Source organism: Pseudomonas sp. TH10, assembly GCF_016651255.1.
Taxonomy (GTDB): Bacteria; Pseudomonadota; Gammaproteobacteria; order Pseudomonadales; family Pseudomonadaceae; genus Aquipseudomonas.
In genome coordinates, this window is record NZ_JAEKEG010000037.1 from 1 (window position 1) to 23159 (window position 23159).

The following is a 23159-nucleotide window of genomic DNA, read 5'->3' on the forward strand; positions in this document are numbered from 1 at the left end:
TGCCGGACCGGTGATTCTGCTGACTGTCGCCGCCCTCGCCGCCTGGATGTACACGCAAGCCAACGCGACCATCGCCTGGTCGATCCGCGAACCGCTGAGCGGCGGCGAGATGTGGCGCAACATCTTTGCCGGCGGCGCGTTGTGGCTGGCGATCTACGGCACGCTGATCCTCAATTTCTGCGACTTCGCTCGCTCTTCGCCGTGCCGCAAGACCATCAAGGTAGGAAATTTCTGGGGTTTGCCGGTGAATATTCTGGTGTTCGCCGCGATTACTGTTCTGCTCTGTGGCGCGCAATTTCAAATCAATGGGCGGATCATTGAAAGCCCGACCGAGATCATCGCCTCGATTCCCAACACCTTCTTCCTGGTGCTCGGTTGCCTCGCGTTCCTGATCGTCACCGTGGCGGTGAACATCATGGCCAACTTCGTTGCTCCGGCGTTCGTCCTCAGCAACCTGGCGCCGAAATACCTGACCTTCCGCCGTGCCGGGTTGATCAGCGCGACCATTGCCGTGCTGATCCTGCCGTGGAATCTCTACAACAGCCCGCTGGTCATCGTGTATTTCCTGTCCGGTCTCGGTGCCCTGCTCGGCCCGTTGTACGGCGTGATCATGGTCGACTACTGGCTGATCCGCAAAGGCCAGGTCAACGTTCCGCAGCTCTACAGCGAAGACCCCAACGGCGCTTATTACTACAGTCGCGGCGTCAATTTCCGCGCGGTGGCGGCGTTTATTCCTGCCGCACTGATCGCCATTGTTCTGGCACTGGTGCCGGGTTTCCACAGCGTCTCACCCTTCTCCTGGCTGATCGGTGCCGGTATCGCCGGGATGCTCTACCTGATCATCGCCAAGCGTCAGCCGCACTACGCTGACGTCAGCGGTGAATCCATCGCGGTCGACAACGCCGGCCACTAACCCTTGGCGGCCCGGCGACGTCGGGCCGCAGAACCACCCGCTATAAGGACTTCCCATGCGTATTCTCGTGGTCAACGTCAACACCACCGAGTCCATCACCCAAGCCATCGCCCGCTCGGCGCAGGCTGTTGCTTCACCCGGTACCGAAATCGTTGGCTTGACGCCGTTTTTCGGCGCGGACTCGATTGAAGGCAACTTTGAAAGCTACCTCGCCGCGATCGCCGTGATGGATCGGGTGATGGCCTACGATCAGCCGTTCGACGCGGTGATACAGGCCGGTTACGGCGAACATGGCCGTGAAGGTTTGCAGGAATTGCTCAATGTGCCGGTGGTGGACATCACCGATGCAGCCGCCAGTACCGCGATGTTTCTCGGCCATGCCTACTCGGTGGTCACGACCCTGGATCGCACCGTGCCCCTGATCGAGGACCGGTTAAAGCTCTCCGGCCTGTGGGACCGCTGCGCCTCCGTGCGGGCCAGTGGCCTGGCGGTGCTGGAACTGGAATCGGATCCGCAGCGTGCGCTGGAAGCCATTGTCCGCCAGGCGGAATTGGCGGTGCTCGAAGACAAGGCCGAGGTAATTTGCCTGGGTTGCGGCGGGATGGCCGGGCTGGACGAGCAGATCCGCGAGCGCACCGGCGTGCCGGTCGTGGATGGCGTGACAGCGGCGGTGACCATCGCTGAATCGCTGGTGCGGCTGGGGTTGTCGACGTCCAAGGTGCGGACTTATGCCACGCCGCGGCCGAAGAAGATCATTGGTTGGCCGGTGCGGTTTGGTCGGTAGACCGAAGCGCTCCAATCGCGGGCAAGCCCGCTCCCACAGGTACCCCATATAACTGAAGACCACATCGAACCTGGGGGCCACAGGTACTACCTGTAATTGGAGACAACATCGAACCTGTGGGAGCAGCCTTGCTCCCACAGGCAGTACACATATTTGGAGCTGACATCGAACCTGTGGGAGCGGGCTTGCCCGCGATGGGCGCGCCTCGGCCTGAAACCTCGCTCAAATCGCACTGAATCGCCGCGCCAACCCTCTTTCGACAAACTGCTCAATCACGAAATCCACAAACGCCCGCGTCTTGCCGGGCAACAACTTATGCTCGGCATAGTAAATCGAAATATTGCCATCATCGACGAACCACTCCGGCAACACCCGCTGCAACGTCCCCGCGTCCAGATATCCCACCGCAAACGGCATGCTCACCAGCGCAACGCCCAACCCCTGCGCCGCCGTCCTGCAAGCGGCCTCGGAATCGCTCATGGTCATCCGCGCCTTGAGCATCAACGGCCGACAGTTCTGCGGATTGCGCCCGACCAATTGCCAGGAACGCACGCGCCCGGTTTGCGGTGAGCGGATCAGAATACCGTCGTGATGATTGAGGTCGTCCGGCTCAGTGATTTCGGGATTTCTCTGCAAATAATCAGCGGACGCCACCAATATCCGGTGCGCCGGACTCAACTTGCGTGCGATCACGCCTTGCGGCAGTTCGAAACCGCCACCGATGGCCGCGTCAAAGCCCTGCCCGATCAGATCGACCTGGCGATTATCGAAATGCCAGTCCGGATTGATCGCGGGGTAACGCCGCAGGAACTCACCGAGCATTGGCACGATATGCAGGCACCCAAACGCCGCGCCCATGCTGACTTTCAACGTTCCCGCCGGGAGCCCTTCGACACTGGCCAGATTGGCCACGGCATTTTGAATGGTCGTCAGACTGCCACTGACCTGATTTAGAAACAGCTGCCCAGCCTCGGTCAACGTCAGGCTGCGGGTGCTGCGCTGGAAGAGCCGCACACCGAGCCGCCCCTCGAGTTTCGCGACACTTTTGCCGACCGCCGCCGGGGTCAGGCTCAAGCGCCGCGCCGCCTCGGCAAAACTGCCGACTTCGGCGCTACGCACAAAGCATTCGATACTGCTGAAGGTTTCCATGCGGGGCTGACTATCGATTCATGCTGCGTTCGTAGGCCGCCAGAACGGTGCGCTCCGATTGCACCAGATAGGCTTCGAGCATCCGGGTCGCCTCCTCCGGTCGCCCCTCTTCTATGCAACGCAAGACTGAAATGTTCATGTCGACGTAAGGCATGTGCAGGAATTCGGCGTCATCCAGCAGGCCGAACGCCAAGCGCAACTCGGCCGATATCTGCCCATAGAACACCACCAATCGCGGGCTGTCGGCGAGCTCGACGATAGCCTTGTGGAACATCATGTTAGCGGTGCCGACTGCTTTCCAATCCTTGGCTTCGCGCGCTTGCATGCCCGCCTCCACCGCCTGACGCATATGCAATGCCCCCGGGTGCAGCGGGTACCCCTGGGCAATGGCCTTGCATTCGATAAAGCGGCGTACACGATAGATGTCAATGATCGACGCCATATCAGGCACCGCCACAGTGACCCCGCGATTAGGCTCATGCTTGAGCAAACCCTCACGGGTCAGGACCCTGAATGCCTCTCTGAGCGTGTTGCGGGAAATCTGCAGACTATCGGCCAGCGCCGCTTCGGACAGCCGTTGCCCCGGTACCAATTCGCCTTCGACCAGCATCCTGCGGACCTCCTGGGTAATGGACTCACCCAGCGAGCGCGGAAGGGAATGTGCAACGTCGTTCATGTGCGGTCCAGAGTCAGGGAAAGTCATTTTGATGTTCTATCAGAGCTCAGCGCATAGCAAGAACCGAGGGTGCCGAGTGCATCAATAAGTAACACGCAGGAGTGATATGGTTACAAACTGGTGCATATTGTGGAACTACCATGAATGGATTGTTCAACAATCAAATAGCCATGCATCAACACTTTCAGCCATATGATTGAAACCTGGCACGCTCGTTGCTCAATCAAACCATCCCCTACCGAAGGAATGATGCCGTGACAGAGACAGCCGTGACACCGTCCGCCGGGACACAGACCGCTCAGGATTTTGCCAAGGCGCGACGGTCCTCCTGGTCGCCGCCATTTTCATGATGGCGACTTCTGCCATCGGTCCTGGATTCATTACCCAGACCGCCACCTTCACGGCCAAGATGGGTGCGGCATTTGCGTTCGGTATCCTGGCGTCGATTCTTATCGACTTCGTGGTGCAACTGAACGTCTGGCGCATCGTCACCCTGACCCGAATGCGTGCCGCAGACGTGGCCAACAAAGCGATTCCAGGCAGTGGTTACCTGCTGGCGGTGCTGGTGATCTTCGGCGGCCTGGTGTTCAACGTCGGCAACATCGCCGGTGCCGGGCTGGGCCTGAACGCGCTGATGGGGCTTGATGCAAAATGGGGCGGCAGCCTGAGCGCCCTGCTGGCCATCGGCATCTTCCTCTCCCACCGCGCCGGATTGGCCGTCGACCGGCTGATCGTGGTGCTGGGCCTGGTGATGATTGGCCTGACGCTGTTCGTGGCCTTCGCCTCCAATCCGCCACTGGGTGAGGCGCTCTACCAGACCGTACTTCCGGACCAGATCAACTTCGCCACCATTACCACCATTGTCGGCGGCACGGTCGGCGGTTACATCACTTATGCCGGGGCTCACAAACTGCTGGACCGCGGTACTACCGGAGTCGAAAACCTCCAGGCAGTCACCAAGGCAGCCCTGAGCGGCATCCTGGTCACCGGCCTGATGCGCTACGTCCTGTTTCTCGCCATCCTTGGCGTGGTGGCCAGTGGCGTCGTTATCGACACCTCGGGTCAGGGCGCCAATCCGGCCGCGCAAGCCTTCCAGGCAGCGGCTGGGCAAATCGGCCTGCGCGTTTTCGGCCTCATCCTCTGGGCCGCCAGTATCACCAGTGTGATCGGCGCGGCTTACACGTCCATTTCCTTCATCACCGTGTTCATGCCGAGCATCACCGAGAAAGGACGCAACCGCGCCACGATGGTGTTCATCGCCCTGTCACTGCTGATCTTTGTCCTGATGGGTACGGCTCCGGCGGCATTGTTGCTCTTCGCGGGCGGCTTTAATGGCCTGATACTGCCCATCGGCCTGAGCATCTTCATCTACGTGGGCTGGCGCCGGTCCGACCTCATGGACGGTTATCATTACCCTCGCTGGCTGTTGCTGCTAGGCGCCCTGACCTGCCTGCTGACCTGGTACATGGCGATCAAATCCGTCGGGCCGATTTTCGCCTTCCTCAACATTGCCTGAGCCCGATGACGAACAAGGAGTCAAGTTAATGCCAACGATAGACATCAACAGCGACCTGGGCGAAAGCTTCGGCGCCTGGCGCATGGGCGACGATGCCGCGATGCTCGACGTCGTGACCAGCGCCAATGTCGCCTGCGGTTTTCACGCCGGCGACCCGGCCGGCATCCTGCAGACGCTGAAAGCTGCGGTGGCAAAAAACGTCACCATTGGTGCCCATGTCGCTTATCCGGACAAAGTCGGCTTTGGCCGCCGCAACATGGACCTGTCCAGCGATGAACTGACGGCTGATGTGATCTACCAGATCGGCGCGCTGCAGGGTCTGGCCAAGGCCGCTGGCAGCAGCGTGCGCTATGTGAAGCCCCACGGCGCCCTGTACAACACCATTGCTCACGATCGTCGTCAGGCGTTGGCCGTGATCGAAGCCATCCGCGCGATCGACTCCAGCCTGGTATTGGTTGCATTGGCAGGCTCGAGCCTGATTGAACTGGCCCGTAACGAGGGCTTGCAGTGTATCGCCGAAGCCTTCGCTGACCGTGCCTATACCCCACAAGGCACCCTCGTCTGTCGCCGCGAACCCGGCGCCGTGCTGCACGATCCCAAGCTCGTCGCCCAACGCATGCTGCACCTCGTTGAGCACGGCACCCTGGAAGCGATCGATGGCAGCCTGGTCAGCATCCAGGCCGACTCGATCTGCGTCCACGGCGATAGCCCGGCAGCGGTGGACATGGCCCGTGAACTGCGTCGCGTGCTGGAACAGGCCAACATGTCCCTGCAACCGTTTGCCGGAGGTCGTCCATGAACGCCCTGGAACGCGCTCGCCAGGCGGCCATCGCCGCTGGCCGTGAAGCTCGCTCGGCCTACCGCGGCGGCCTGGTCACCCCCACCGCCGGCATCGCACCGGGCATGACTCAGGCGAACCTGATTGCCTTGCCCCGCGACTGGGCCTACGACTTCCTGCTGTATGCCCAACGCAACCCCAAGGCTTGTCCGGTGCTTGACGTCACTGACGCTGCAAGCCCCCACACCCGGCTGGCGGCAGGGGCTGACCTGCGCACCGACCTGCCCCTGTACCGCATCTGGCGTGACGGCAAGCTGGTGGAGGAAGTCAGCGACGCCACCCAGGCCTGGGCCGAACACGACGACATGGTGGCCTTCCTGATCGGTTGCAGCTTTACCTTTGAAACAGCCCTGCAAGAGGCAGGCATTGAAGTGCGGCATATCGCCGATGGCTGCAACGTGCCGATGTACCTGACCAACCGTGCCTGCCGCCCGGCCGGGCGCCTGCAGGGTGAGATGGTGGTGTCGATGCGACCGATCCCCGCTGATCGCGTGGCCGAGGCCTGCGGTATCTCCGGGCGCTACCCTCGGTGCATGGGGCCCCGGTCCACGTCGGCGAGCCTGGCTTGCTGGGGATCCAGGACCTGGCCCGGCCCGATTTCGGTGACGCCGTGCGCATCGAGCCGGGCGAGGTCCCGGTGTTCTGGGCTTGCGGGGTAACGCCTCAAGCCGCGGTCATGGCCTCGGGCGTACCCTTCGCAATCACCCATTCGCCCGGCCATATGTTCATCACCGACGTGCCCGACAGCACGTACCACGTCTAGGAGTCTGCTGTGCGTTTCTTACCGGTAAACCTGGACGCCCTGCTCGTCGAATTGAACGACCTGGATGAGACCCTGGCATTGTTCGACGCCCTGACGGCGGAGCCTATTGCGGGCGTGGAAGAAATCATTCCTACCGCACGAACCTTGCTGATCCAGTTCCGCCCCAGCGCCATTGCGCGGCAGGCGCTGGTCAATCGTATCGCCGGCCAGGACCTGAGCCAGCGCCGCGCGATCGAGCATCGCCGGGTGGAAATTCCCGTTCATTACAACGGTGAAGACCTGGACGAAGTCGCAACGCTGCTGGGGATCAGCCGCGCCGAGGTGGTTCAACGCCACACCGCCCATGACTACAGCGTGGCCTTTTGCGGCTTTGCTCCGGGCTTCGCCTACCTGACCGGCGGTGCGGGTTTCCAGGTGCCTCGCCGACAAACGCCGCGTACCCGCATACCCGCAGGTGCGGTTGCCCTGGCGGGGAATTCAGCGGTGTTTACCCGCAGGCCAGCCCTGGTGGGTGGCAGATCATCGGCGTCACGCCGTTGCAGATGTGGGACCTGAACCGTGCTGAATCGGCCCTGCTTCGCCCCGGCTACAAAGTGCGATTCACCGATGCCGGCCCGCTTCCGGCAGGCGGCCTGCCCGCCTCCACTGCGCAGGCAAGCGCCGCCGCCCCCAGCGGTGCCTACCTGCAAATCATTACGCCCGGCTTGCACTGCGTCCTCCAAGACATGGGCCGACCCGGCCAGACCGGCCAAGGCGTATCCCGCTCCGGCGCGCTGGACCTCGGCGCGCTGCGCGCAGCCAACCGCGCGGTCGGCAACCCTTCGGACATGGCCTGCGTGGAAGCAGTGCTCGGCGGCCTGAGCTTCATCTGTCATGGCCATGCGGTGATCGCAATCACCGGCGCGCAAACCCCGGTCATCATCACCAACGCCAGTGGGCTGCAATGGTCTGCCGACAACTACCAGCCCATCGAACTGGAGCCCGGGGACAAAGTCAGCCTGGGTTCACCTTCGGCAGGGTTGCGCAGTTACCTGGCGATTCGCGGCGGCTTTGAGGTCACTGCGGTGCTCGGCAGCCTGTCCACCGACACGCTCGCCCAGGTCGGCCCCCTGCTCTCGCGGCCGGTGACCGACTGGGCTTTAACGCGCTGACGACAGGCACCAGCGTTTCGTTGAACGAATCTCCCGCCTTTGACCTGCCCACCGCGGCCACCATCGTGACCCTCGACGTGGTCATGGGGCCGCGCACTGACTGGTTTACCGAAGACGCCATCCAGCGGCTGGGCAGCCAGCTGTGGCGCGTCACCTCACAGTCCAACCGGGTCGGTATTCGCCTGGCGGGTGAAACGCCGCTGGAACGCAGCAACCATCAGGAGTTGCCCAGCGAAGGCACTTCCGTGGGCGCCATCCAGGTTCCGGCCAGCGGCCAACCGGTGCTGTTTCTCGCCGATCACCCGTTGACCGGTGGTTACCCAGTGATCGGCGCAGTCGCCAGCTACCACCTGGACCTGGCGGGCCAGATCCCGGTCAATGCGCAGATTCGCTTCAACCCTCTGGGTGGCTTCAAAGAGATGCAACCCGATACGCAAGCCTCTTCATCAACTGCCGATGTGAACAAACTCCCATGAAGAAATTACTGATTGCCAACCGTGGTGAAATTGCTGTCCGCATCGCCCGCGCCTGCAGTGACTACGGCGTGCAGTCTGTGGCGGTGTATGCCGATGCGGACATCGACGCCCTGCACGTGCGCCAAGCCAACGAAGCCTACTCACTCAACGGCCAGCGCCCGGCCGAGACCTACCTGGATATCGGCAAACTGATCGCCATCGCCCAACGCAGCGGCGCCGATGCCGTGCACCCCGGCTATGGTTTCCTGTCTGAGAGGGCCGACTTCGCCCGGGCAGTGATCGAGGCCGGGCTGATCTGGGTCGGTCCCAACCCGGAGACCATCGACGTGCTCGGCGACAAGGTCGAGGCACGAAAAATTGCCCACCTGGTCGGTGCCCCCCTGGTGGCCGGTACGCCTGGCCCGGTCGAAAGCGCCGCCGAAGTACTGGCCTTTGCCGAGCAGCACGGCCTGCCAATTGCCATCAAGGCAGCCTTTGGCGGCGGCGGACGCGGCATGAAAGTCGCCTGGCGCATGGATGAGGTGGCTGAATTGTTCGCCTCAGCCGTGCGCGAAGCAGAAGCGGCCTTTGGTCGTGGCGAATGCTACGTCGAGCAGTTCCTCGACCGGCCCCGGCACATCGAAGCGCAGATCCTCGCCGACAAACACGGCAAGGTCGTGGTCGTCGGCACGCGTGACTGCTCCTTGCAGCGGCGCAATCAGAAGCTGGTGGAGGAAGCGCCTGCGCCTTTTATCAGCGACCAACAGCGCCAGCGTATTCATCAGTCTGCCCAGGATATCTGCGCCAAGGCGGGCTACGTCGGTGCCGGTACGGTGGAGTTCCTGCTCAGCCAGGATGGCACTCTGTCGTTCCTTGAGGTCAATACCCGCTTGCAGGTCGAGCACCCGGTGACTGAAGAGACCACCGGGGTTGACCTGGTGATCGAGCAATTGCGGATCGCCGATGGTTTGCCGTTGTCCTTCAACGAGACGCCGACCCCGCGTGGCCACAGCTTCGAGTTTCGCATCAACGCGGAAGACCCGGGCAAAGGCTTCCTGCCCACCCCCGGTCAGATCACCGATTTCCTGCCACCATCTGGCCCGGGCGTGCGCCTGGACAGCGGCGTTATAAGCGGCTCGCGAGTACCCAGCACCTTCGATTCGATGATGGCCAAATTGATCGTCACCGGCGCCACCCGCGAACAGGCTATCGTCCGCGCCCGGCGCGCACTGGCTGAGTTCAACATCGAGGGCATCGCCTCGGTGCTGCCGTTCCACCGGGCCGTCATGGATCATGATGACTTCACCGGTGCCGATAAATTCGCCGTACACACGCGCTGGATCGAGACCGATTTCGCCGAGCAGATCACGCTCGCCCCACGTGCTGCTGTATCGGCCGACCCGGAAATACTGCGTACGTTTGTCGAGATCGACGGCAAACGACACGAACTGGGCCTTCCAGCTGCGCTGCTGCGCGGCGTCAGCCTGAATGCAGCGGGTACCACCAGCGAAAGCGCGGCCCCCGAGGTCATTGACCCGCAGTCGGTACTGACGCCCGTGGCGGGTAATCTGCATACCTGGGTGGTCGAAGACGGCGAGTCGGTAAGTGCCGGGCAGGTCATTGCCGTTGTAGAAGCCATGAAGATGGAAACTTCGGTCCTTGCACCTTGTGAAGGCCAGGTGCAGATCGCCAAACAGGCAGGTGACTATTTTGAAGCCGGCTCGGTGATTGGCCGCATCAAGATCCTGGCTTGATTTAAAGCTTTTCCTTTTACAGGTAGTCGCGCAACGGGTTCACCACCCGTTTGCCGCGTGCTGCCCGCAGAAAAGTTCAGCTGTAACTTTTCATGAAAAAACAATAAAACCTGACCATTAAAAGCTGCCGTTTATCTGGAGCATCAAGAGCATGTCAATCAACAAGGCTTTTGCCATTGCGGGTACCTGCGCGCTGGTTTTACCAGTGACCGCCTCGGCCGACTTTATTGCCGACAGCAAAGCGAGTGTGGAACTGCGCAACTTCTACTTCAGTCGTGACTTTCGTAACGGCCCGCCCACGGCAGAGCGTGACGCTGCGGCGGAGTGGGCACAGGGCGCGATGCTGCGCATTGAGTCGGGTTATACCGCAGGCACTATCGGCGTTGGCCTCGACGCCATCGGCATGCTCGGCATCAAGCTCGACGGCGGCGATGGGTCCGGTGGCACCGGCCTGTTGCCCGCTGACCTCAGCTCGAAGAACGGCCGCGGCTCGCAAAGCGAGTACTCCAAGCTGGGCCTGACGGCCAAGGCGAAGGTCTCTGCGACGGAACTCAAAGTCGGCTCCCTGGCTTTCCGTACGCCAGTCGTGTCGAGTAATGACACGCGCTTGTTGCCTTCGACCTTCGAAGGAGCGCTGCTGACTTCAAAAGATATCGACCAATTGGCCCTGCAAGGCGGCAAATTGCAGCAAATCAAGTTTAACAGTTCTTCAAACTACCAGGACTTCACGGGTAACCGCATCGGCGGCGTCAGTGATGATTTCCGATTTGCCGGCGGCACCTACAGTTTTAATAAAGCCCTGAGTACAAGCCTGTTCTACGGCAACCTGGAAAATATCTATCGACAGTACTTTGGCGGGGTCATCTATGAAATTCCTCTCGCCGCGCAACAGTCGCTCAAGTTCGACCTGCGCTATTCGAAAAGTACCGACGACGGTAATTTCCGCCCACTCGACAACCGCGCAGCGAACGGGCAAGTGGCCTATACCCTGGGCTCTAGCGTATTGACCGGCGCCTATCAGCGAATGAGCGGTGACGACCCGTTCCCGTACATCGCCAATAGCGACCCCTACCTGGTCAACTTTGTGCAGATCAACGACTTTGCCAACACCGATGAGCACTCATGGCAGGTGCGCTATGACTACAACTTCGCCGCACTGGGCATTCCAGGCCTCACCTTCATGACCCGTTACGTCAATGGCGACAATGTGCAGGTAGCGGGCAGTCACTCGGGGAAAGAGTGGGAGCGCAACACCGATATCGGCTACGTCGTGCAAAGCGGTTCGCTGAAGAATCTTGGGGTCAAGGTTCGAAACGCCACGGTCCGCTCGAACTTCAGCAATGACCTGGATGAGACACGGCTGATCCTGAGTTACACATTGGCCTTGTGGTAAAGGCGGATCGCTTGAGCGCCGTTTGACCGAAGCCTTTGTTCAGCCCTGGGAAGCCCTCGGCATTCGATACTGCTGATGGTTTCCACTGTAGCCATTGTAAACTTATGGTTTACACAGACTATCGTGATTACCGTCTACCCGGCAGGTAATCCCGAACCGATACTAGGCTCCATCAACCGGGACATCTCGCCCCGGCGACTTTGGAGACAGACATGACTACTCAGAACCTCAGCGGCAAAGTGGCTTTGATCCAAGGCGGATCCCGCGGTATTGGCGCAGCCATCGTCAAACGCCTGGCCGCTGAAGGCGCAGCCGTTGCCTTCACTTACGTAAGCTCCACGGCAAAAGCCGAAGAATTGCAGAACAGCATCACCGCCAGTGGCGGCAAGGCCCTGGCCATCAAGGCCGACAGCGCCGATGCCGAGGCCATCCGTCACGCGGTCACGGCCACCGTCGAAGCCTTTGGCGCGCTGGATATCCTGGTCAACAACGCAGGTGTGCTGGCGGTTGCGCCACTGGAAGATTTCAAGCTCGAAGACTTCGACCAGACCCTGGCCATCAACGTACGCAGTGTATTCATTGCTACCCAGGCCGCTGCCAGGCATATGACCGAAGGCGGTCGCATCATCAATATTGGCAGCACCAATGCCGATCGCATGCCCTTCGCCGGTGGCGGTCCGTACGCCATGAGCAAGTCGGCGCTGGTCGGCCTGACCAAAGGCCTGGCACGCGACCTCGGCCCGCGCGGGATCACCATCAACAACGTGCAACCCGGCCCGGTCGACACCGACATGAACCCTGCACAGGGTGACTTTGCCGACAGCCTGATCCCGTTGATGGCAGTAGGTCGTTATGGTCATGCCGATGAAATCGCCAGCTTCGTGGCGTACCTGGTGGGCCCTGAAGCGGGCTACATCACGGGTGCCAGCTTGACCATCGACGGCGGCTTTGGCGCCTGATGGCAACACCTGCGTGAAAAAGCCGGCCACCTGATCAGGTGGCCGGCTTTTTCATGCCTGCTGATTTACGCCCATTCCAACGCCGGCAAGCCGCAGTCAGCGGGCTTGAACGCCTTCAGCGTGCGCAGGATGCCATCGGCATGTGCGTACTTTTCATCGGCCATGGCCGCATCCGGGATGGCAATGGCGGTCATGCCCGCCGCCTTCGCTGCTGTGACGCCGAAGGGCGAATCCTCGAACACCAGGCAGTCGGCCGGATCGACACCCAGACGCCGCGCGGCGGTCAGAAAGATGTCCGGTGCCGGCTTGGCCGCGCCCACTTCCGGATCATCAGCCGTGACGATGAAATCGAATAAATCGAACCACTCCCGGTGCAGCGTGGTTTTCTGGCCGAAGGACTGACGTGAAGAACTGGTGCCCACCGCGATGGGGATATTGTTCGCCTTCAGGTGCCGCACCAGTTCCTGGGCGCCGGGCATTGCCAGCGCGTGTGGAAAACGCTCACGCATCAGCGGTTCGCGAATCACCAGGAATTCTTCTGCGGAGATCGGCAGGTCCAGGGCCTCGACCACGTAGCGCGCCAGATCATTTGCGCCGCGCCCGATGATGTTCTGTTTGATGCTCCAGTCGAAAACCCGGCCATAGCGCTGGGCGATCATCGACGTGACCTCGGTGTAGATGCCCTCGGTGTCCAGCAACAAGCCGTCCATATCGAAAATCACAGCCTTGATCGGGCCGAATTCGTTCAGCGGTGCATTCATCGCGTCTGATCCGTTTTCAACAACAAGAGGACCCGCACGTTAGCACCGATTCTGCGACGGATTAAAGGGTTCAGCAGGATATCGACTTGAGGAAAGGGTAAAGGCGTCCGACATCCACGACGACGTCAGCTCGGTTCATCGGATGCATCATTACCGGCAATGTCCTGATCATCGGGAACGGCCTCTACATCCCCACGCTTCACATCATCCCTGGGCAACTGCTCCACGGCCGTGTCTTCGTCAGGCGGCCGTTGATCGCGACTCAGGGAGTCCGTGGGGGATGGCAGGGGATACTCAGGCGTTTCATCCGGGTCGAATGCTTTGGGAACAGATTTCATGGGTCACCTCTCGACGGGCCTGCAATGGCAGGCCCTGACAGTTCGACGACCTCGGCGGCACGGCCGTTCTATGAGAGAGACAGTCGGTCGACAGCTTATTGCTCGTCTTCGTCCAGCTCTTCGTCTTCGTAGTCGACATCGCCAGCGTCATCGGAGTCATTGAGCGGCACTGTTGCATCGTCCATTACCGACCCTGGATCTTCATTTCCCGGATCGTTGATAAACGGCAGTCCACTCGGACCTTTTTCTTCCTTGCCTTCTGTTTCAGGCGTCATGGGGCATACCTCGCAGGGTGCAGGGATGGATCAACGATGCTTATTCTTATACTTGTTTTTATTCTTGTGCTTGTGATTGCCCTTGGAATGCGAACCACCGTCATCGGTACCCAGGTTGTTGCCGACAGCGCCACCGGCTGCACCACCGAGGCCTGCGCCAATGGTCGAACCGGTCGAACCGCCCAGGCTGTTGCCAATCACCGAACCACCCGCAGAACCCAAACCACCCCCCACCGCAGCGGCCGTGCGGCTGCCCTTGGGCGCCCCTACCGCACTCCCCGCGGCCCCACCGACGCCTGCGCCGATGGCCGCGCCAGTGCTGCCGCCCATTTGCTGACCCACGACATTCCCGAGTGCCCCACCGAGGCCACCGCCGACTGCTGCGGTGCCGTCGCCAGCGGCCACGGCGCCGTGGCTGACCATCAGTCCCAATACCAATGCAGACAACGTCAAGCCTTGACGACGACAGTCGCCTGGTTTGCTTTCGGATTTAGATGTCATGGTGCACCTCGCATGCGTTGGGGATGTAATGGCTTTGAGCCTCTGCAGGGGGAAACGTTCATAAACGCAAAAGCCCGGCAATTAGCCGGGCTTTGCTTTTGGATCAACAGGATCAGTGACGCTTGTGACCCTTGCCGAGGTTGCTGCCGACGCCACCGCCCAATGCACCGCCCAGGCCTGCGCCGATGGTGGAACCGGTCTTGCCGCCGAGGCTGTTACCAATTACCGAGCCACCTGCAGCGCCAACACCACCGCCGATCGCAGCCTTGGTGCGGCTGCCTTTACGTGCCGCAACAGCGCTGCCGGCTGCGCCCGCGACGCCTGCGCCGACTGCTGCGCCCGTGCTGCCACCCATGCTTTGGCCAACCACGTTACCCAAGGCGCCGCCCAGGCCGCCGCCGATCGCGGCCGTGCCATCGCCAGCGGCCATCGCGCCTTGTGCAACGAAAAGTCCCAGAACCAGAGCAGGCAGTGTTAAACGCATGACAAAAACCTCAAAAAATAGGGAGAAACCGAAACCCGGGCATTGAATGCCCAAGCGGAGGAAACGTCCACACAAATCCTCCGTTGCTGGAAACAGCGACGGTTGGACAGCGATATGGGAAAAGGTTTTATGACAGGCAAAAAAAGCCCGCTGGGGAAACGGGCCAGGACTTGCTTTCTAACGGATGAGCTGAGACTACGCAAACCCTTGTGAAAAAGTTGTGAAAGAATTTGAGATCAACACGCCTGGTTAAACTTTTTTCGGCGCCCATAAAAAACCCCGCTGTTCAGCGGGGTTGTCAGATGGCTGCTTACTTTCTGGAAGCGGCCGCAACCCTGGGCAGGAACTTCGCCTTGGGGCCTTGGCTCACCATCGATTTGATCTTGCCAACCTGGTGCTTGTCCTCCCCAAAGCTGGCCACGTATTCGGTCTGGCCACACTGGACGCAATTGTTGATCGGAAACTCGGACCCGTCGTCTTCGATATACGGTTCAGTCATCACTTCGCCCCTTCAAAAGCGGGATCGACACCGGCAAGCCCTATTTGCCCGAACCATATCGATCACCAAGGGTTTTGAGACTAGTCGGTCACGACTGGACTTGTCATTCAGATCACAGCGCGCCCGACGAATGGACTCTGGTTTTAGCGGGACAGATGCCGAGCCAGCGCCTCGAAGGCCGGCAGCGTCACCGGATCATTGGCGGCATTGGCTGCGACCGGGTGCGATGCATACCGCACGATCACCAGCTCGGCTTTGGGATCGACATAAATCCGCTGGCCATACACCCCGCGCGCCATGAACGCCCCGCCCTCCTTATCCGTCACCCACCACATCGAGCGATAGCTCCAGCCCTTGAGCAAGTCATAACCGGCCTTGGCAAACGCCTGTTTATCGCCACCGCGACGGATGTCGTCGATCACCGCCTTGGGCACAATCTGCTGGCCATTAAAGCGGCCTTCATTACGTAACATTTCACCGAAGCGTGCCAGATCACGCAGCCCGGTATTCAGCCCACCACCGGCAAACGGCGTGCCGATGGAATCAACGGTAAAATACCCATCCTGCTCCGCTCCCAGGCGGCTCCAGATACGCTCCGACAGCAACTGCGCCACGTTACGACCGGTCGCACGCGCGATAATCCAACCCAGGACATCGGTGTTCACCGTCTTGTAGGCAAACGCGGCACCGTGCTCACCCTGGGGCTGCACTGTCTGCAGATACTCGAAGTAACTGCGCGGCCCGGTATAGTCCTTGGCGAAAGGCAACGGACTCCCCGCCCGGCCATGGGCCCATACATCAGCCTTCGGGTCCGCGTAGTCTTCGCTGAATTTGAGGCCGGTCGTCATATCCAGGACTTGGCGCACCGTTGCATTGCCGAACGCCGACTCCGCCAGTTCAGGCACGTAGTCGACCACTCGCTTGTTATCGTCAATCTGCCCTTCAGCCACCAACGTGGCACCGAGTGTGCCCACCACCGACTTGGTCACTGACATCGCCGCGTGCTGACCTTGCGGGCTCAGTACCCCGAAATAACGCTCATAGACCAGCTTGCCGCGGTGCAGCACCACAATCCCGTCGGTATAAGTAGCCGCCAGCGACTGCTCCCAGGTCATCGACTGCTGCGCACCCAGCGGGGTAAAACTCAGTGCATCGATGTCCCGGCGCAAGGCTGACTCCAGCGCAACAGGCGCACCCAGCCCACGGGACACGTTGACGGTGGGCATCAGCTGCCGGAAGTTGGAAACGCTCCAGCGCATCGCCGGAAACTGGAAATAACTGCCATCGGCAAACCGCACGGTGCGCTCTGGGGGCGGCGGCGAGCCGACCATCCAGCCAAGTTTGGCGGGGTCGCTGGCTGCAGCGTCCGGGAAGGTTGCTGGCGTTACCGCGAACGCCAGGGATGGCAGGATCGACATCAGCAGCGCGGCGGCCGACTTGGCGATTTTCGGGGAGGTGGTGTCAGGCAGTGACATGAGGATCGATTCCATTCGAGAGGTGAGTGGCCAGGGCTGGATGTTAACAGCACACTTCACGAATTGAGATCCCGGAACTTCCCTTGAAGCACTCAAGCTCCCAGCCAAGCACTTTTTTTCAGACGCCAAAAACCACAAACCCCCGACTTTCTCTAGGAAAATCAGGGGTTTGTGTTTACTGAATGTGGCGGTGAAGGAGAGATTCGAACTCTCGATACAGTTTCCTGTATACACACTTTCCAGGCGTGCTCCTTAAGCCACTCGGACACTTCACCGTATCTCTTCAAACATGTTCTGTCTGTCGAGGCGCGCTAATGTAGTCGAAAGCTTTTCCGATGGCAAACTTTTTTTGCAGAATTTTCATGTGCTTAAGAGAAAAAGCCGTTTGCGCTGCTGACGGCCCATGGCAAACCGGCCAATCTTCGGTGGCCATGCCCCTTCTATATAGAAGCAAAGGCACAGCGGCGGTGGCTGGCCACGCGCTGAGTGGCGACGCGGGGTGACCGGCGGGTCAGTCACGGCGCTTTACCTGGCCTGCGGCGGTGGGTAACGTCTGCCCATCTTTCTTACAAGGAATAGCGTCATGAGTGAGTTGATTTCTTACCACCTCGAAGACGGTATCGCGACCCTGACCTTGAGCAATGGCAAGGTCAATGCCATTTCCCCGGACGTGATTGCGGCGTTTAACGCGGCGCTGGATCAGGCGGTGACTGATCGTGCCATCGCGATCATTACCGGTCAGCCAGGGATTCTGTCCGGTGGCTATGATCTGAAAGTAATGACCGCCGGCCCTAAAGAGGCCGTGGCGCTGGTGACCGCCGGTTCGACGCTGGCCCGGCGGCTGCTCTCTCACCCTTTCCCGGTAATTGTTGCTTGCCCGGGTCATGCCGTGGCCAAAGGTGCCTTCATTCTGTTGTCCGCCGACTACCGCATCGGCGTCGATGGGCCGTTCAGCATCGGTCTGAACGAAGTGCAGATCGGCATGACCATGCACCACGCCGGTATTGAGCTGGCCCGTGATCGCCTGCGTCGATCGGCCTTCCATCGCTCGGTGATCAACGGTGAAATGTTCGACCCGAAAAGCGCCGTCGATGCTGGCTTCCTCGACAAGGTGGTTTCTGCCGAGGAGCTGCAAGGCGCCGCTCTCGCAGCCGCGCGTCAGTTGAAGAAAATCAACATGACCGCGCACAAGAACACCAAGTTGAAAGTGCGTAAGGCGCTGCTGGATGCCCTGGATAACGCCATCGTCCTGGATCAGCAACATATGGGCTAAGCCCGGACTTGCGCCCCTGAAAAAGCCCGCCCGGCCATGCGGCCCATTGCAGGAGCGAGCGTGCTCGCGAAAAACGTCAACGATCACGCGTGAAGCCTGGGAAAACGCGGTGTCCACGAGTTCTTCGCGAGCAAGCTCGCTCCTACAAAGCTTTGCGACCCTCGTGTCGGGCTTTGCTTACCCATCGGTTAAAATCCTACGACAGCTCTAGGACGCATCTGACAACCGACTCGGAAACATGCGCTTAAACATCGGCTATCTCCGGACTCTATAGCGGCAATTGCCGAAAACAGTGCACATCCGTACACTGCGCCACCTTTTGTGCCGGTGGGGCCTGCAAATGCTGTTTGTGTTTCGTATGTTATTGATGGGCCTGCACTTTATTTTGGCCGGTGTGCTGGGGGTGATCCTCGGGATATGCCGCCCGTTCAATCCGGACAATAGCCGTCTGTGCGCCCGCCTCTACGCGCTGCCGGCGATGTGCATTTTGCGTCTGCGGGTGAAATCAGACGTCAGCGGTTTGATGAACAAACCCGACAGTTGCGTGATCATCGCCAACCATCAGTCCAACTATGACCTGTTCGTATTCGGCAATGTCGTGCCGCGCCGCACCGTGTGTATTGGCAAGAAAAGCCTGAAATGGGTACCGCTGTTCGGGCAACTGTTCTGGTTGGCCGGCAATGTGTTGATCGACCGTGGCAATGCGCAGAAGGCGCGCCAGTCGATGCTCACCACCACTAATACCCTGCAGAACGAAAACACTTCGATCTGGGTGTTCCCGGAAGGTACCCGCAACCTCGGCGAAGACTTGTTGCCGTTCAAGAAAGGCGCGTTCCAGATGGCGATCGCTGCTGGCGTACCAATCGTTCCGGTATGTGTCAGCAGCTACGTCAAGCACATGCGCCTGAACCGCTGGCGCAGCGGGAAAATTCTCATACGCTCGCTACCGGCGATTCCTACGGCCGGGTTGAACCTGGATGATATGCCGGCATTGATCGAGCAATGTCGCGAGCAGATGCGTGAGTGCATTGCTTCGATGGATCGGCAGATTCTGGCGGGTTAGTCGATCTTGGCCATGGAGGGCCGAGAGTACAGGCGACAGTGTAAGAAGATCGCAGCCTCGTTTCACTCGACAGCGCCTACGGGCTAAGCTGGACACTGCCTGCTAATCAGAAGTGAACCACCACCATGGGTCGAGTTGTTGCTGCTGCGGTGTACAGCGCCGGGAAAAAGTCACCAATATTTCCCTCGATGAAGGCGCTGCCTGGGCTGCGAAAACCGGGCACTTTGTCTGGATCGGCCTGGAAGAGCCGAGTGCCCAGGAACTGTCTAACCTGCAACGTCAGTTCAACCTGCACGAACTGGCGATCGAAGATGCCCTGGAAAAACACAGTCGGCCGAAGCTGGAAACCTTTGGCGACGCTTTGTTTATCGTCACCTACTCGCCCATCCGAGAGAACGGCGTCTTGCAGTTCATCGAGACGCACATCTTTGCGGGCAAGGGCTACATCATCACCGCGCGAAACGGTCACTCGGCGTCCTACGCACATGTCCGCCAACGCTGTGAGGCGCGCCCACTGTTGCTGGAGCACGGGGAAGATTTCGTCCTCTATGCGCTGCTCGATTTCGTCATCGAGAACTATCAGCCCGTGGGCGAAGCGATTCATGCGGAGATTGATGAGCTGGAACGCAATGTGTTGTGCAGCGCATTGAATGAGCGCGACATTCAAAAGCTGCATGGCTTGCGCCGCGATGTCGTACGCCTGCGTCGCTATGCGGCTCCGATGGTGGAGATAGGCGAGGAATTGCAGAAACTGAGCTTCCCGTTTATCGACAAGAACATGCGCCCGTATTTCCGCGATGTGCAGATTCACGTCACGCGACAAATGGAAGACCTGACCACACTGGCCGACATCGCCAGTCAGACCATCGAGATCGGTGTATTGCTGGAAGCGTCACGACAGAGCGTGGTGCAACGCAAGTTTGCTGCCTGGGCGGCGATTCTGGCTTTTCCGACGGCAGTGGCGGGGATTTACGGGATGAACTTTCAGAATATGCCGGAGCTGAGTTGGCATTATGGCTACTTCGCCGTGCTGGGGTTTATTGCGGTGGGATGTGTGAGTTTGTGGGCGAGTTTCAAGAAGTCCGGGTGGTTGTAGGAGCAAGGCGAGTGCTGCGCACTCGATCGCGGGCGAGCCTTGCTCCCACAGCGTTCGGCTGAGACCGCTTTGAGCTCTGGCTTGTGCGCCACAAACCGCATCATCCATTCCGCAACCGTAGCGCCATGGTGTTCCTGCTCCAGGCTGGCCACGCCCTTGCTGTAGATCTGCGAACCCAGCGCTTCCTGACGCAGATCCAGCAGCGCCCGCGAATAATCGTGAATGAATTCCGGGTGGCCCTGGAAGCACAGCACCTGATCATTGATGTGGTAAGCCGCAAACGGACAGAAATCGCTGGACGCAATCACTGTGGCGTTTTCCGGCAGAGCAGTCACCTGATCCTGATGGCTGATCAGCAGCGTCAGCTCTTCACGTACCGGGCTCATCCACGGCGCCTTGGCGGCGAGTTTGTAGTTGTGGGTGCCGACACCCCAACCCTGCGTCGCGCGTTCGCTTTTGCCACCGAGTAGCAGCGCCAATAGTTGATGGCCGAAACATACGCCAAGCAGTTTGTCGCCACGCTCGTAACGGCTCAGCAGGTAGTCCTTCAGCGTTTGAATCCACGGGTCGGTACCGAACGAGTCGGCCTTGCTGCCGGTGACCAGGTACGCATCGAAGGTCAGTTCGTCACTTGGGTATTCGCCCTGCATCACGTTGTAGACGGTGAACTCGGCGGCAATCGGTTGCTGCGAGAACAGGCGCTGGAACATCTGCCCATAACCCTGGTATTGATCGACCAGTTCCGGACGCAGGATGTCGGTTTCCAGAATGCAGATGCGTAGCGACATAAAAAATACCTGACACATGATGGGAATAATGAACACCCCAGAGCCTGCCTCGAAACACCCTGGCAAGGCAAGCCCCGACATGTGTTCACCGCCCTTAAAACAACTCGCCTTTCGCGGCTTTTTCAAGCAGCAGCGCAGGCGGAGCGAAGCGCTCGCCATATTGTTCAGCCAGATACTGCGCGCGGGCAACGAAGTCCTTCACGCCGTATTGGTTGATGAACTGCAACGCTCCGCCGGTCCACGCCGCAAAACCAATGCCGAAGATCGAGCCGACGTTGGCGTCCGCCGTCGAGGTCAGCACACCCTCCTCCACACAGCGCACGGTTTCGATGGCCTGCACGAACAGCAACCGATCACGCACATCCTTCGGTGAGATCTGCCCGTCGGCCTTCTCGAAGCGCGCTTTCAGTTCCGGCCATAGATGCTTCTGAGCTCCGGCCGGATATTCATAAAATCCACCGCCGGCGGCTTTGCCCGGACGCTTGTATTCGTTGAGCAGCAAGTCAATCACGGCGAAGGCCGGGTGCTCAATCAGCGGTTTCCCTTCTGCTTGTAGGTCCTTGGCCGTCTGTTGACGGATATGGCTCATCAGGCTGAGGGAAACTTCGTCAGAGATCGCCAGAGGCCCGACCGGCATCCCGGCCTTGCGCGCTTCGGTCTCGATCATAGGCGCGCTCACGCCTTCACCGAGCATGGCGATGCCTTCATTGGTGAAGGTGCCGAACACCCGCGAGGTGAAGAAACCACGGCTGTCTTTGACGACGATCGGGGTTTTCTTGATTTGCAGGACGAAATCAAAACCCCGGGCCAGGGTTTCATCGCTGGTGCGCGTGCCCCTGATGATCTCCACCAGGGGCATTTTTTCCACCGGGCTGAAAAAATGCAGGCCGATGAACCGGGTCTGGTCGGGCACGGCGGTCGCGAGGCCACTGATCGGCAAAGTGGACGTGTTGGAGGCGATCACCGCCTGGGCACCGACGACTTTCTGCGCGGCCGAGGACACTTTGGCCTTGAGCTCCCGATCCTCGTACACCGCTTCGATGATCAGGTCGCAACCGGCCAGGTCAGCATCATGTTCGCTCGGTTGAATCCGCGCCAGAATCGCTTCGCGCTGCTCGGATGACAGCTGCCCGCGAGCGACTTGTTTATCCAGCAGTGTCGCCGAGTGGGCCTTGCCCTTCTCTGCTGCGGCCAGGTTGATGTCCTTGAGCACCACCTCGATACCCGCCGAGGCGCTGACGAAGGCAATGCCCGCGCCCATCATCCCGGCACCCAGCACGCCGACCTTGTGCGTGGTGAACAGGGCATGCCCCTGGGGCCTGGAGCCCCCGGCGTTGATTTCATTGAGCTGAAACCAGAAGGTGCCGATCAGGTTTTTCGACACCTGGCCGGTGGTCAACTCGGTAAAATAACGGGTCTCGATCAGGTGCGCGGTGTCGAAATCAACCTGGGCCCCTTCCACCGCCGCACAGAGGATTTTTTCCGGTGCGGGCATGCAGCCCTGGGTTTTGCTGCGCAGGATCGATGGCGCGATCGCCAGCATCTGCGCGACTTTGGGGTGCGATGGCGTGCCGCCGGGTATCTGGTAGCCCTTCACATCCCATGGCTGCACGGCGGCCGGATTGGCCAGGATCCAGGCCCGGGCCTTGCTCAGCAACTCTTGCGGATCCTGCGCCAGCTCGTCGATCAAACCGGCCTGCAAGGCCTGTTGAGGCCGCACCTTCTTGCCCTCCAGCAGATACGGCAAGGCTTTCTCGATCCCGAGCAGGCGCACCATGCGCACGACCCCGCCGCCGCCCGGCAGCAGACCCAGGGTCACTTCCGGCAAACCCAACTGCACCGAGGCATCGTCCAACGCCACGCGATGATGACAGGCGAGGCAGATTTCCCAACCGCCGCCGAGCGCCGCACCGTTGATGGCCGCCACCACCGGTTTGCCGAGTGTCTCGAGGGTGCGCAATTGCCCTTTGAGGGTCAATACCATGTCGTAGAAGGCCTTGGCCTCGGGCTTGCCGACCTTGATCAGTTCATTGAGATCGCCGCCGGCAAAGAAGGTTTTTTTCGCCGAGGTGATGATCACGCCGGCAATCGACGCTTTCTCTTCGACCAGGCGCTTCACGCAGTCCGCCATGGCGTCGCGGTACACGGCGTTCATGGTGTTGGCGCTCTGGCCCGGCATGTCGATAGTCAGCACGACGATGCCGTCCTGGCCTTTTTCGTAACGAATGGCTTCGCTCATAACAAGGTTCCTTGAA

19 protein-coding genes, 1 tRNA gene and 5 pseudogenes are annotated in these 23159 nt (G+C 60.2%); 12 read left to right on the forward strand and 13 right to left on the reverse strand.

Annotated elements, in window-relative coordinates; genetic code table 11:
* Together JFT80_RS05535 and JFT80_RS05540 are read left to right on the forward strand one after the other, a co-directional pair.
* Positions 1-913, forward strand: a 913-nt coding sequence (locus JFT80_RS05535) for a cytosine permease (RefSeq protein ID WP_201147195.1), incomplete at its 5' end; no start/stop codon positions are given.
* Between the two features lie 55 nt (positions 914-968).
* Complete coding sequence (locus JFT80_RS05540) at positions 969-1697, forward strand: aspartate/glutamate racemase family protein (protein ID WP_201147196.1); 729 nt, start codon at positions 969-971, stop codon at positions 1695-1697.
* Positions 1698-1919: 222 nt separating this feature from the next.
* On the opposite strand, the gene JFT80_RS05545 is transcribed toward JFT80_RS05540, so the two are convergent.
* Together JFT80_RS05545 and JFT80_RS05550 are read right to left on the reverse strand one after the other, a co-directional pair.
* Entirely contained in the window at positions 1920-2846 is a 927-nt protein-coding gene (locus JFT80_RS05545) for a LysR family transcriptional regulator (protein WP_201147197.1), read from the reverse strand.
* Between the two features lie 10 nt (positions 2847-2856).
* Positions 2857-3522, reverse strand: a complete 666-nt coding sequence (locus JFT80_RS05550; protein WP_122838076.1) for a GntR family transcriptional regulator — start codon at positions 3520-3522, stop codon at positions 2857-2859.
* Positions 3523-3791: 269 nt separating this feature from the next.
* Between JFT80_RS05550 and JFT80_RS05555 the strand changes: the two are divergent.
* From JFT80_RS05555 to JFT80_RS05585, 7 genes and pseudogenes are all read left to right on the forward strand, one after another.
* Positions 3792-5038: pseudogene (locus JFT80_RS05555) on the forward strand (NRAMP family divalent metal transporter).
* Positions 5039-5066: 28 nt separating this feature from the next.
* On the forward strand, positions 5067-5837 hold the full coding sequence (locus tag JFT80_RS05560; RefSeq protein ID WP_201147198.1) for a LamB/YcsF family protein: 771 nt from the start codon (positions 5067-5069) through the stop codon (positions 5835-5837).
* Positions 5834-6639, forward strand: a pseudogene (locus JFT80_RS05565) (putative hydro-lyase). Before JFT80_RS05560 ends, JFT80_RS05565 begins: the two are co-directional and overlap by 4 nt.
* A gap of 9 nt (positions 6640-6648) precedes the next feature.
* Positions 6649-8266, forward strand: a pseudogene (locus tag JFT80_RS05570) (5-oxoprolinase/urea amidolyase family protein).
* Entirely contained in the window at positions 8263-9999 is a 1737-nt protein-coding gene (locus tag JFT80_RS05575) for a biotin carboxylase N-terminal domain-containing protein (RefSeq protein ID WP_201147199.1), read from the forward strand. Before JFT80_RS05570 ends, JFT80_RS05575 begins: the two are co-directional and overlap by 4 nt.
* Before the next feature lie 151 nt (positions 10000-10150).
* A complete protein-coding gene (locus tag JFT80_RS05580) occupies positions 10151-11392 on the forward strand; it encodes an OprD family porin (RefSeq protein WP_122838071.1) in 1242 nt (413 codons plus the stop codon).
* 212 nt (positions 11393-11604) lie between these two features.
* Positions 11605-12351: a 3-oxoacyl-ACP reductase family protein gene (locus JFT80_RS05585; RefSeq protein ID WP_201147200.1), complete on the forward strand. Its 747-nt coding sequence runs from the start codon at positions 11605-11607 to the stop codon at positions 12349-12351.
* Between the two features lie 65 nt (positions 12352-12416).
* Here the strand turns inward: JFT80_RS05585 and JFT80_RS05590 are convergent, their stop codons facing one another.
* From JFT80_RS05590 to JFT80_RS05630, 9 genes are all read right to left on the reverse strand, one after another.
* Positions 12417-13112, reverse strand: coding sequence for an HAD-IA family hydrolase (locus JFT80_RS05590; RefSeq protein ID WP_122838070.1), 696 nt, complete (start codon positions 13110-13112; stop codon positions 12417-12419).
* A 125-nt stretch (positions 13113-13237) separates the two neighbouring features.
* A complete protein-coding gene (locus tag JFT80_RS05595) occupies positions 13238-13450 on the reverse strand; it encodes a hypothetical protein (RefSeq protein ID WP_201147201.1) in 213 nt (70 codons plus the stop codon).
* Between the two features lie 95 nt (positions 13451-13545).
* Positions 13546-13725, reverse strand: coding sequence for a hypothetical protein (locus tag JFT80_RS05600; RefSeq protein ID WP_045058979.1), 180 nt, complete (start codon positions 13723-13725; stop codon positions 13546-13548).
* 30 nt (positions 13726-13755) lie between these two features.
* Positions 13756-14226 carry a glycine zipper domain-containing protein gene (locus JFT80_RS05605; RefSeq protein ID WP_045058978.1) on the reverse strand — a complete coding sequence of 157 codons (471 nt, stop codon included), beginning with the start codon at positions 14224-14226 and terminating at the stop codon, positions 13756-13758.
* 112 nt (positions 14227-14338) lie between these two features.
* Positions 14339-14710 carry a hypothetical protein gene (locus JFT80_RS05610; RefSeq protein ID WP_045058977.1) on the reverse strand — a complete coding sequence of 124 codons (372 nt, stop codon included), beginning with the start codon at positions 14708-14710 and terminating at the stop codon, positions 14339-14341.
* 310 nt (positions 14711-15020) lie between these two features.
* On the reverse strand, positions 15021-15209 hold the full coding sequence (locus JFT80_RS05615) for a hypothetical protein (RefSeq protein ID WP_201147202.1): 189 nt from the start codon (positions 15207-15209) through the stop codon (positions 15021-15023).
* A 143-nt stretch (positions 15210-15352) separates the two neighbouring features.
* A complete protein-coding gene (locus JFT80_RS05620; protein WP_374091327.1) occupies positions 15353-16627 on the reverse strand; it encodes a serine hydrolase domain-containing protein in 1275 nt (424 codons plus the stop codon).
* Between the two features lie 242 nt (positions 16628-16869).
* A tRNA-Ser gene (locus JFT80_RS05625) sits at positions 16870-16959 on the reverse strand.
* An 8-nt stretch (positions 16960-16967) separates the two neighbouring features.
* Positions 16968-17117, reverse strand: a complete 150-nt coding sequence (locus JFT80_RS05630; protein ID WP_201147204.1) for a hypothetical protein — start codon at positions 17115-17117, stop codon at positions 16968-16970.
* A 150-nt stretch (positions 17118-17267) separates the two neighbouring features.
* On the opposite strand from JFT80_RS05630, the gene JFT80_RS05635 reads away from it, so the two are divergent.
* The 3 genes and pseudogenes from JFT80_RS05635 to JFT80_RS05645 all read left to right on the forward strand — a co-directional run bounded on the left by JFT80_RS05635 (position 17268) and on the right by JFT80_RS05645 (position 20116).
* Complete coding sequence (locus JFT80_RS05635; protein WP_201147205.1) at positions 17268-17957, forward strand: crotonase/enoyl-CoA hydratase family protein; 690 nt, start codon at positions 17268-17270, stop codon at positions 17955-17957.
* 340 nt (positions 17958-18297) lie between these two features.
* Complete coding sequence (locus JFT80_RS05640) at positions 18298-19020, forward strand: 1-acyl-sn-glycerol-3-phosphate acyltransferase (protein WP_201147206.1); 723 nt, start codon at positions 18298-18300, stop codon at positions 19018-19020.
* Between the two features lie 125 nt (positions 19021-19145).
* Positions 19146-20116: pseudogene (locus tag JFT80_RS05645) on the forward strand (magnesium and cobalt transport protein CorA).
* A gap of 77 nt (positions 20117-20193) precedes the next feature.
* On the opposite strand, the pseudogene JFT80_RS05650 reads toward JFT80_RS05645, so the two are convergent.
* Positions 20194-20904 (reverse strand): annotated as a pseudogene (locus JFT80_RS05650) (amidotransferase); the annotation flags it as partial.
* A gap of 94 nt (positions 20905-20998) precedes the next feature.
* Positions 20999-23143: a 3-hydroxyacyl-CoA dehydrogenase NAD-binding domain-containing protein gene (locus JFT80_RS05655; protein ID WP_201147207.1), complete on the reverse strand. Its 2145-nt coding sequence runs from the start codon at positions 23141-23143 to the stop codon at positions 20999-21001.
* Between the last annotated feature and the right edge of the window lie 16 nt (positions 23144-23159).

Coding starts and splice junctions, on each gene's coding strand:
- JFT80_RS05635 (WP_201147205.1), top strand. CDS start 17,268: ATGAGTGAGTTGATTTCTTACCACCTCGAAGACGGTATCGCGACCCTG.
- JFT80_RS05590 (WP_122838070.1), bottom strand. CDS start 13,112: ATGAATGCACCGCTGAACGAATTCGGCCCGATCAAGGCTGTGATTTTC.
- JFT80_RS05560 (WP_201147198.1), top strand. CDS start 5,067: ATGCCAACGATAGACATCAACAGCGACCTGGGCGAAAGCTTCGGCGCC.
- JFT80_RS05600 (WP_045058979.1), bottom strand. CDS start 13,725: ATGACGCCTGAAACAGAAGGCAAGGAAGAAAAAGGTCCGAGTGGACTG.
- JFT80_RS05605 (WP_045058978.1), bottom strand. CDS start 14,226: ATGACATCTAAATCCGAAAGCAAACCAGGCGACTGTCGTCGTCAAGGC.
- JFT80_RS05620 (WP_374091327.1), bottom strand. CDS start 16,627: ATGTCGATCCTGCCATCCCTGGCGTTCGCGGTAACGCCAGCAACCTTC.
- JFT80_RS05575 (WP_201147199.1), top strand. CDS start 8,263: ATGAAGAAATTACTGATTGCCAACCGTGGTGAAATTGCTGTCCGCATC.
- JFT80_RS05595 (WP_201147201.1), bottom strand. CDS start 13,450: ATGAAATCTGTTCCCAAAGCATTCGACCCGGATGAAACGCCTGAGTAT.
- JFT80_RS05655 (WP_201147207.1), bottom strand. CDS start 23,143: ATGAGCGAAGCCATTCGTTACGAAAAAGGCCAGGACGGCATCGTCGTG.
- JFT80_RS05545 (WP_201147197.1), bottom strand. CDS start 2,846: ATGGAAACCTTCAGCAGTATCGAATGCTTTGTGCGTAGCGCCGAAGTC.
- JFT80_RS05640 (WP_201147206.1), top strand. CDS start 18,298: ATGCTGTTTGTGTTTCGTATGTTATTGATGGGCCTGCACTTTATTTTG.
- JFT80_RS05585 (WP_201147200.1), top strand. CDS start 11,605: ATGACTACTCAGAACCTCAGCGGCAAAGTGGCTTTGATCCAAGGCGGA.
- JFT80_RS05580 (WP_122838071.1), top strand. CDS start 10,151: ATGTCAATCAACAAGGCTTTTGCCATTGCGGGTACCTGCGCGCTGGTT.
- JFT80_RS05550 (WP_122838076.1), bottom strand. CDS start 3,522: ATGAACGACGTTGCACATTCCCTTCCGCGCTCGCTGGGTGAGTCCATT.
- JFT80_RS05630 (WP_201147204.1), bottom strand. CDS start 17,117: ATGGCCACCGAAGATTGGCCGGTTTGCCATGGGCCGTCAGCAGCGCAA.
- JFT80_RS05615 (WP_201147202.1), bottom strand. CDS start 15,209: ATGACTGAACCGTATATCGAAGACGACGGGTCCGAGTTTCCGATCAAC.
- JFT80_RS05610 (WP_045058977.1), bottom strand. CDS start 14,710: ATGCGTTTAACACTGCCTGCTCTGGTTCTGGGACTTTTCGTTGCACAA.
- JFT80_RS05540 (WP_201147196.1), top strand. CDS start 969: ATGCGTATTCTCGTGGTCAACGTCAACACCACCGAGTCCATCACCCAA.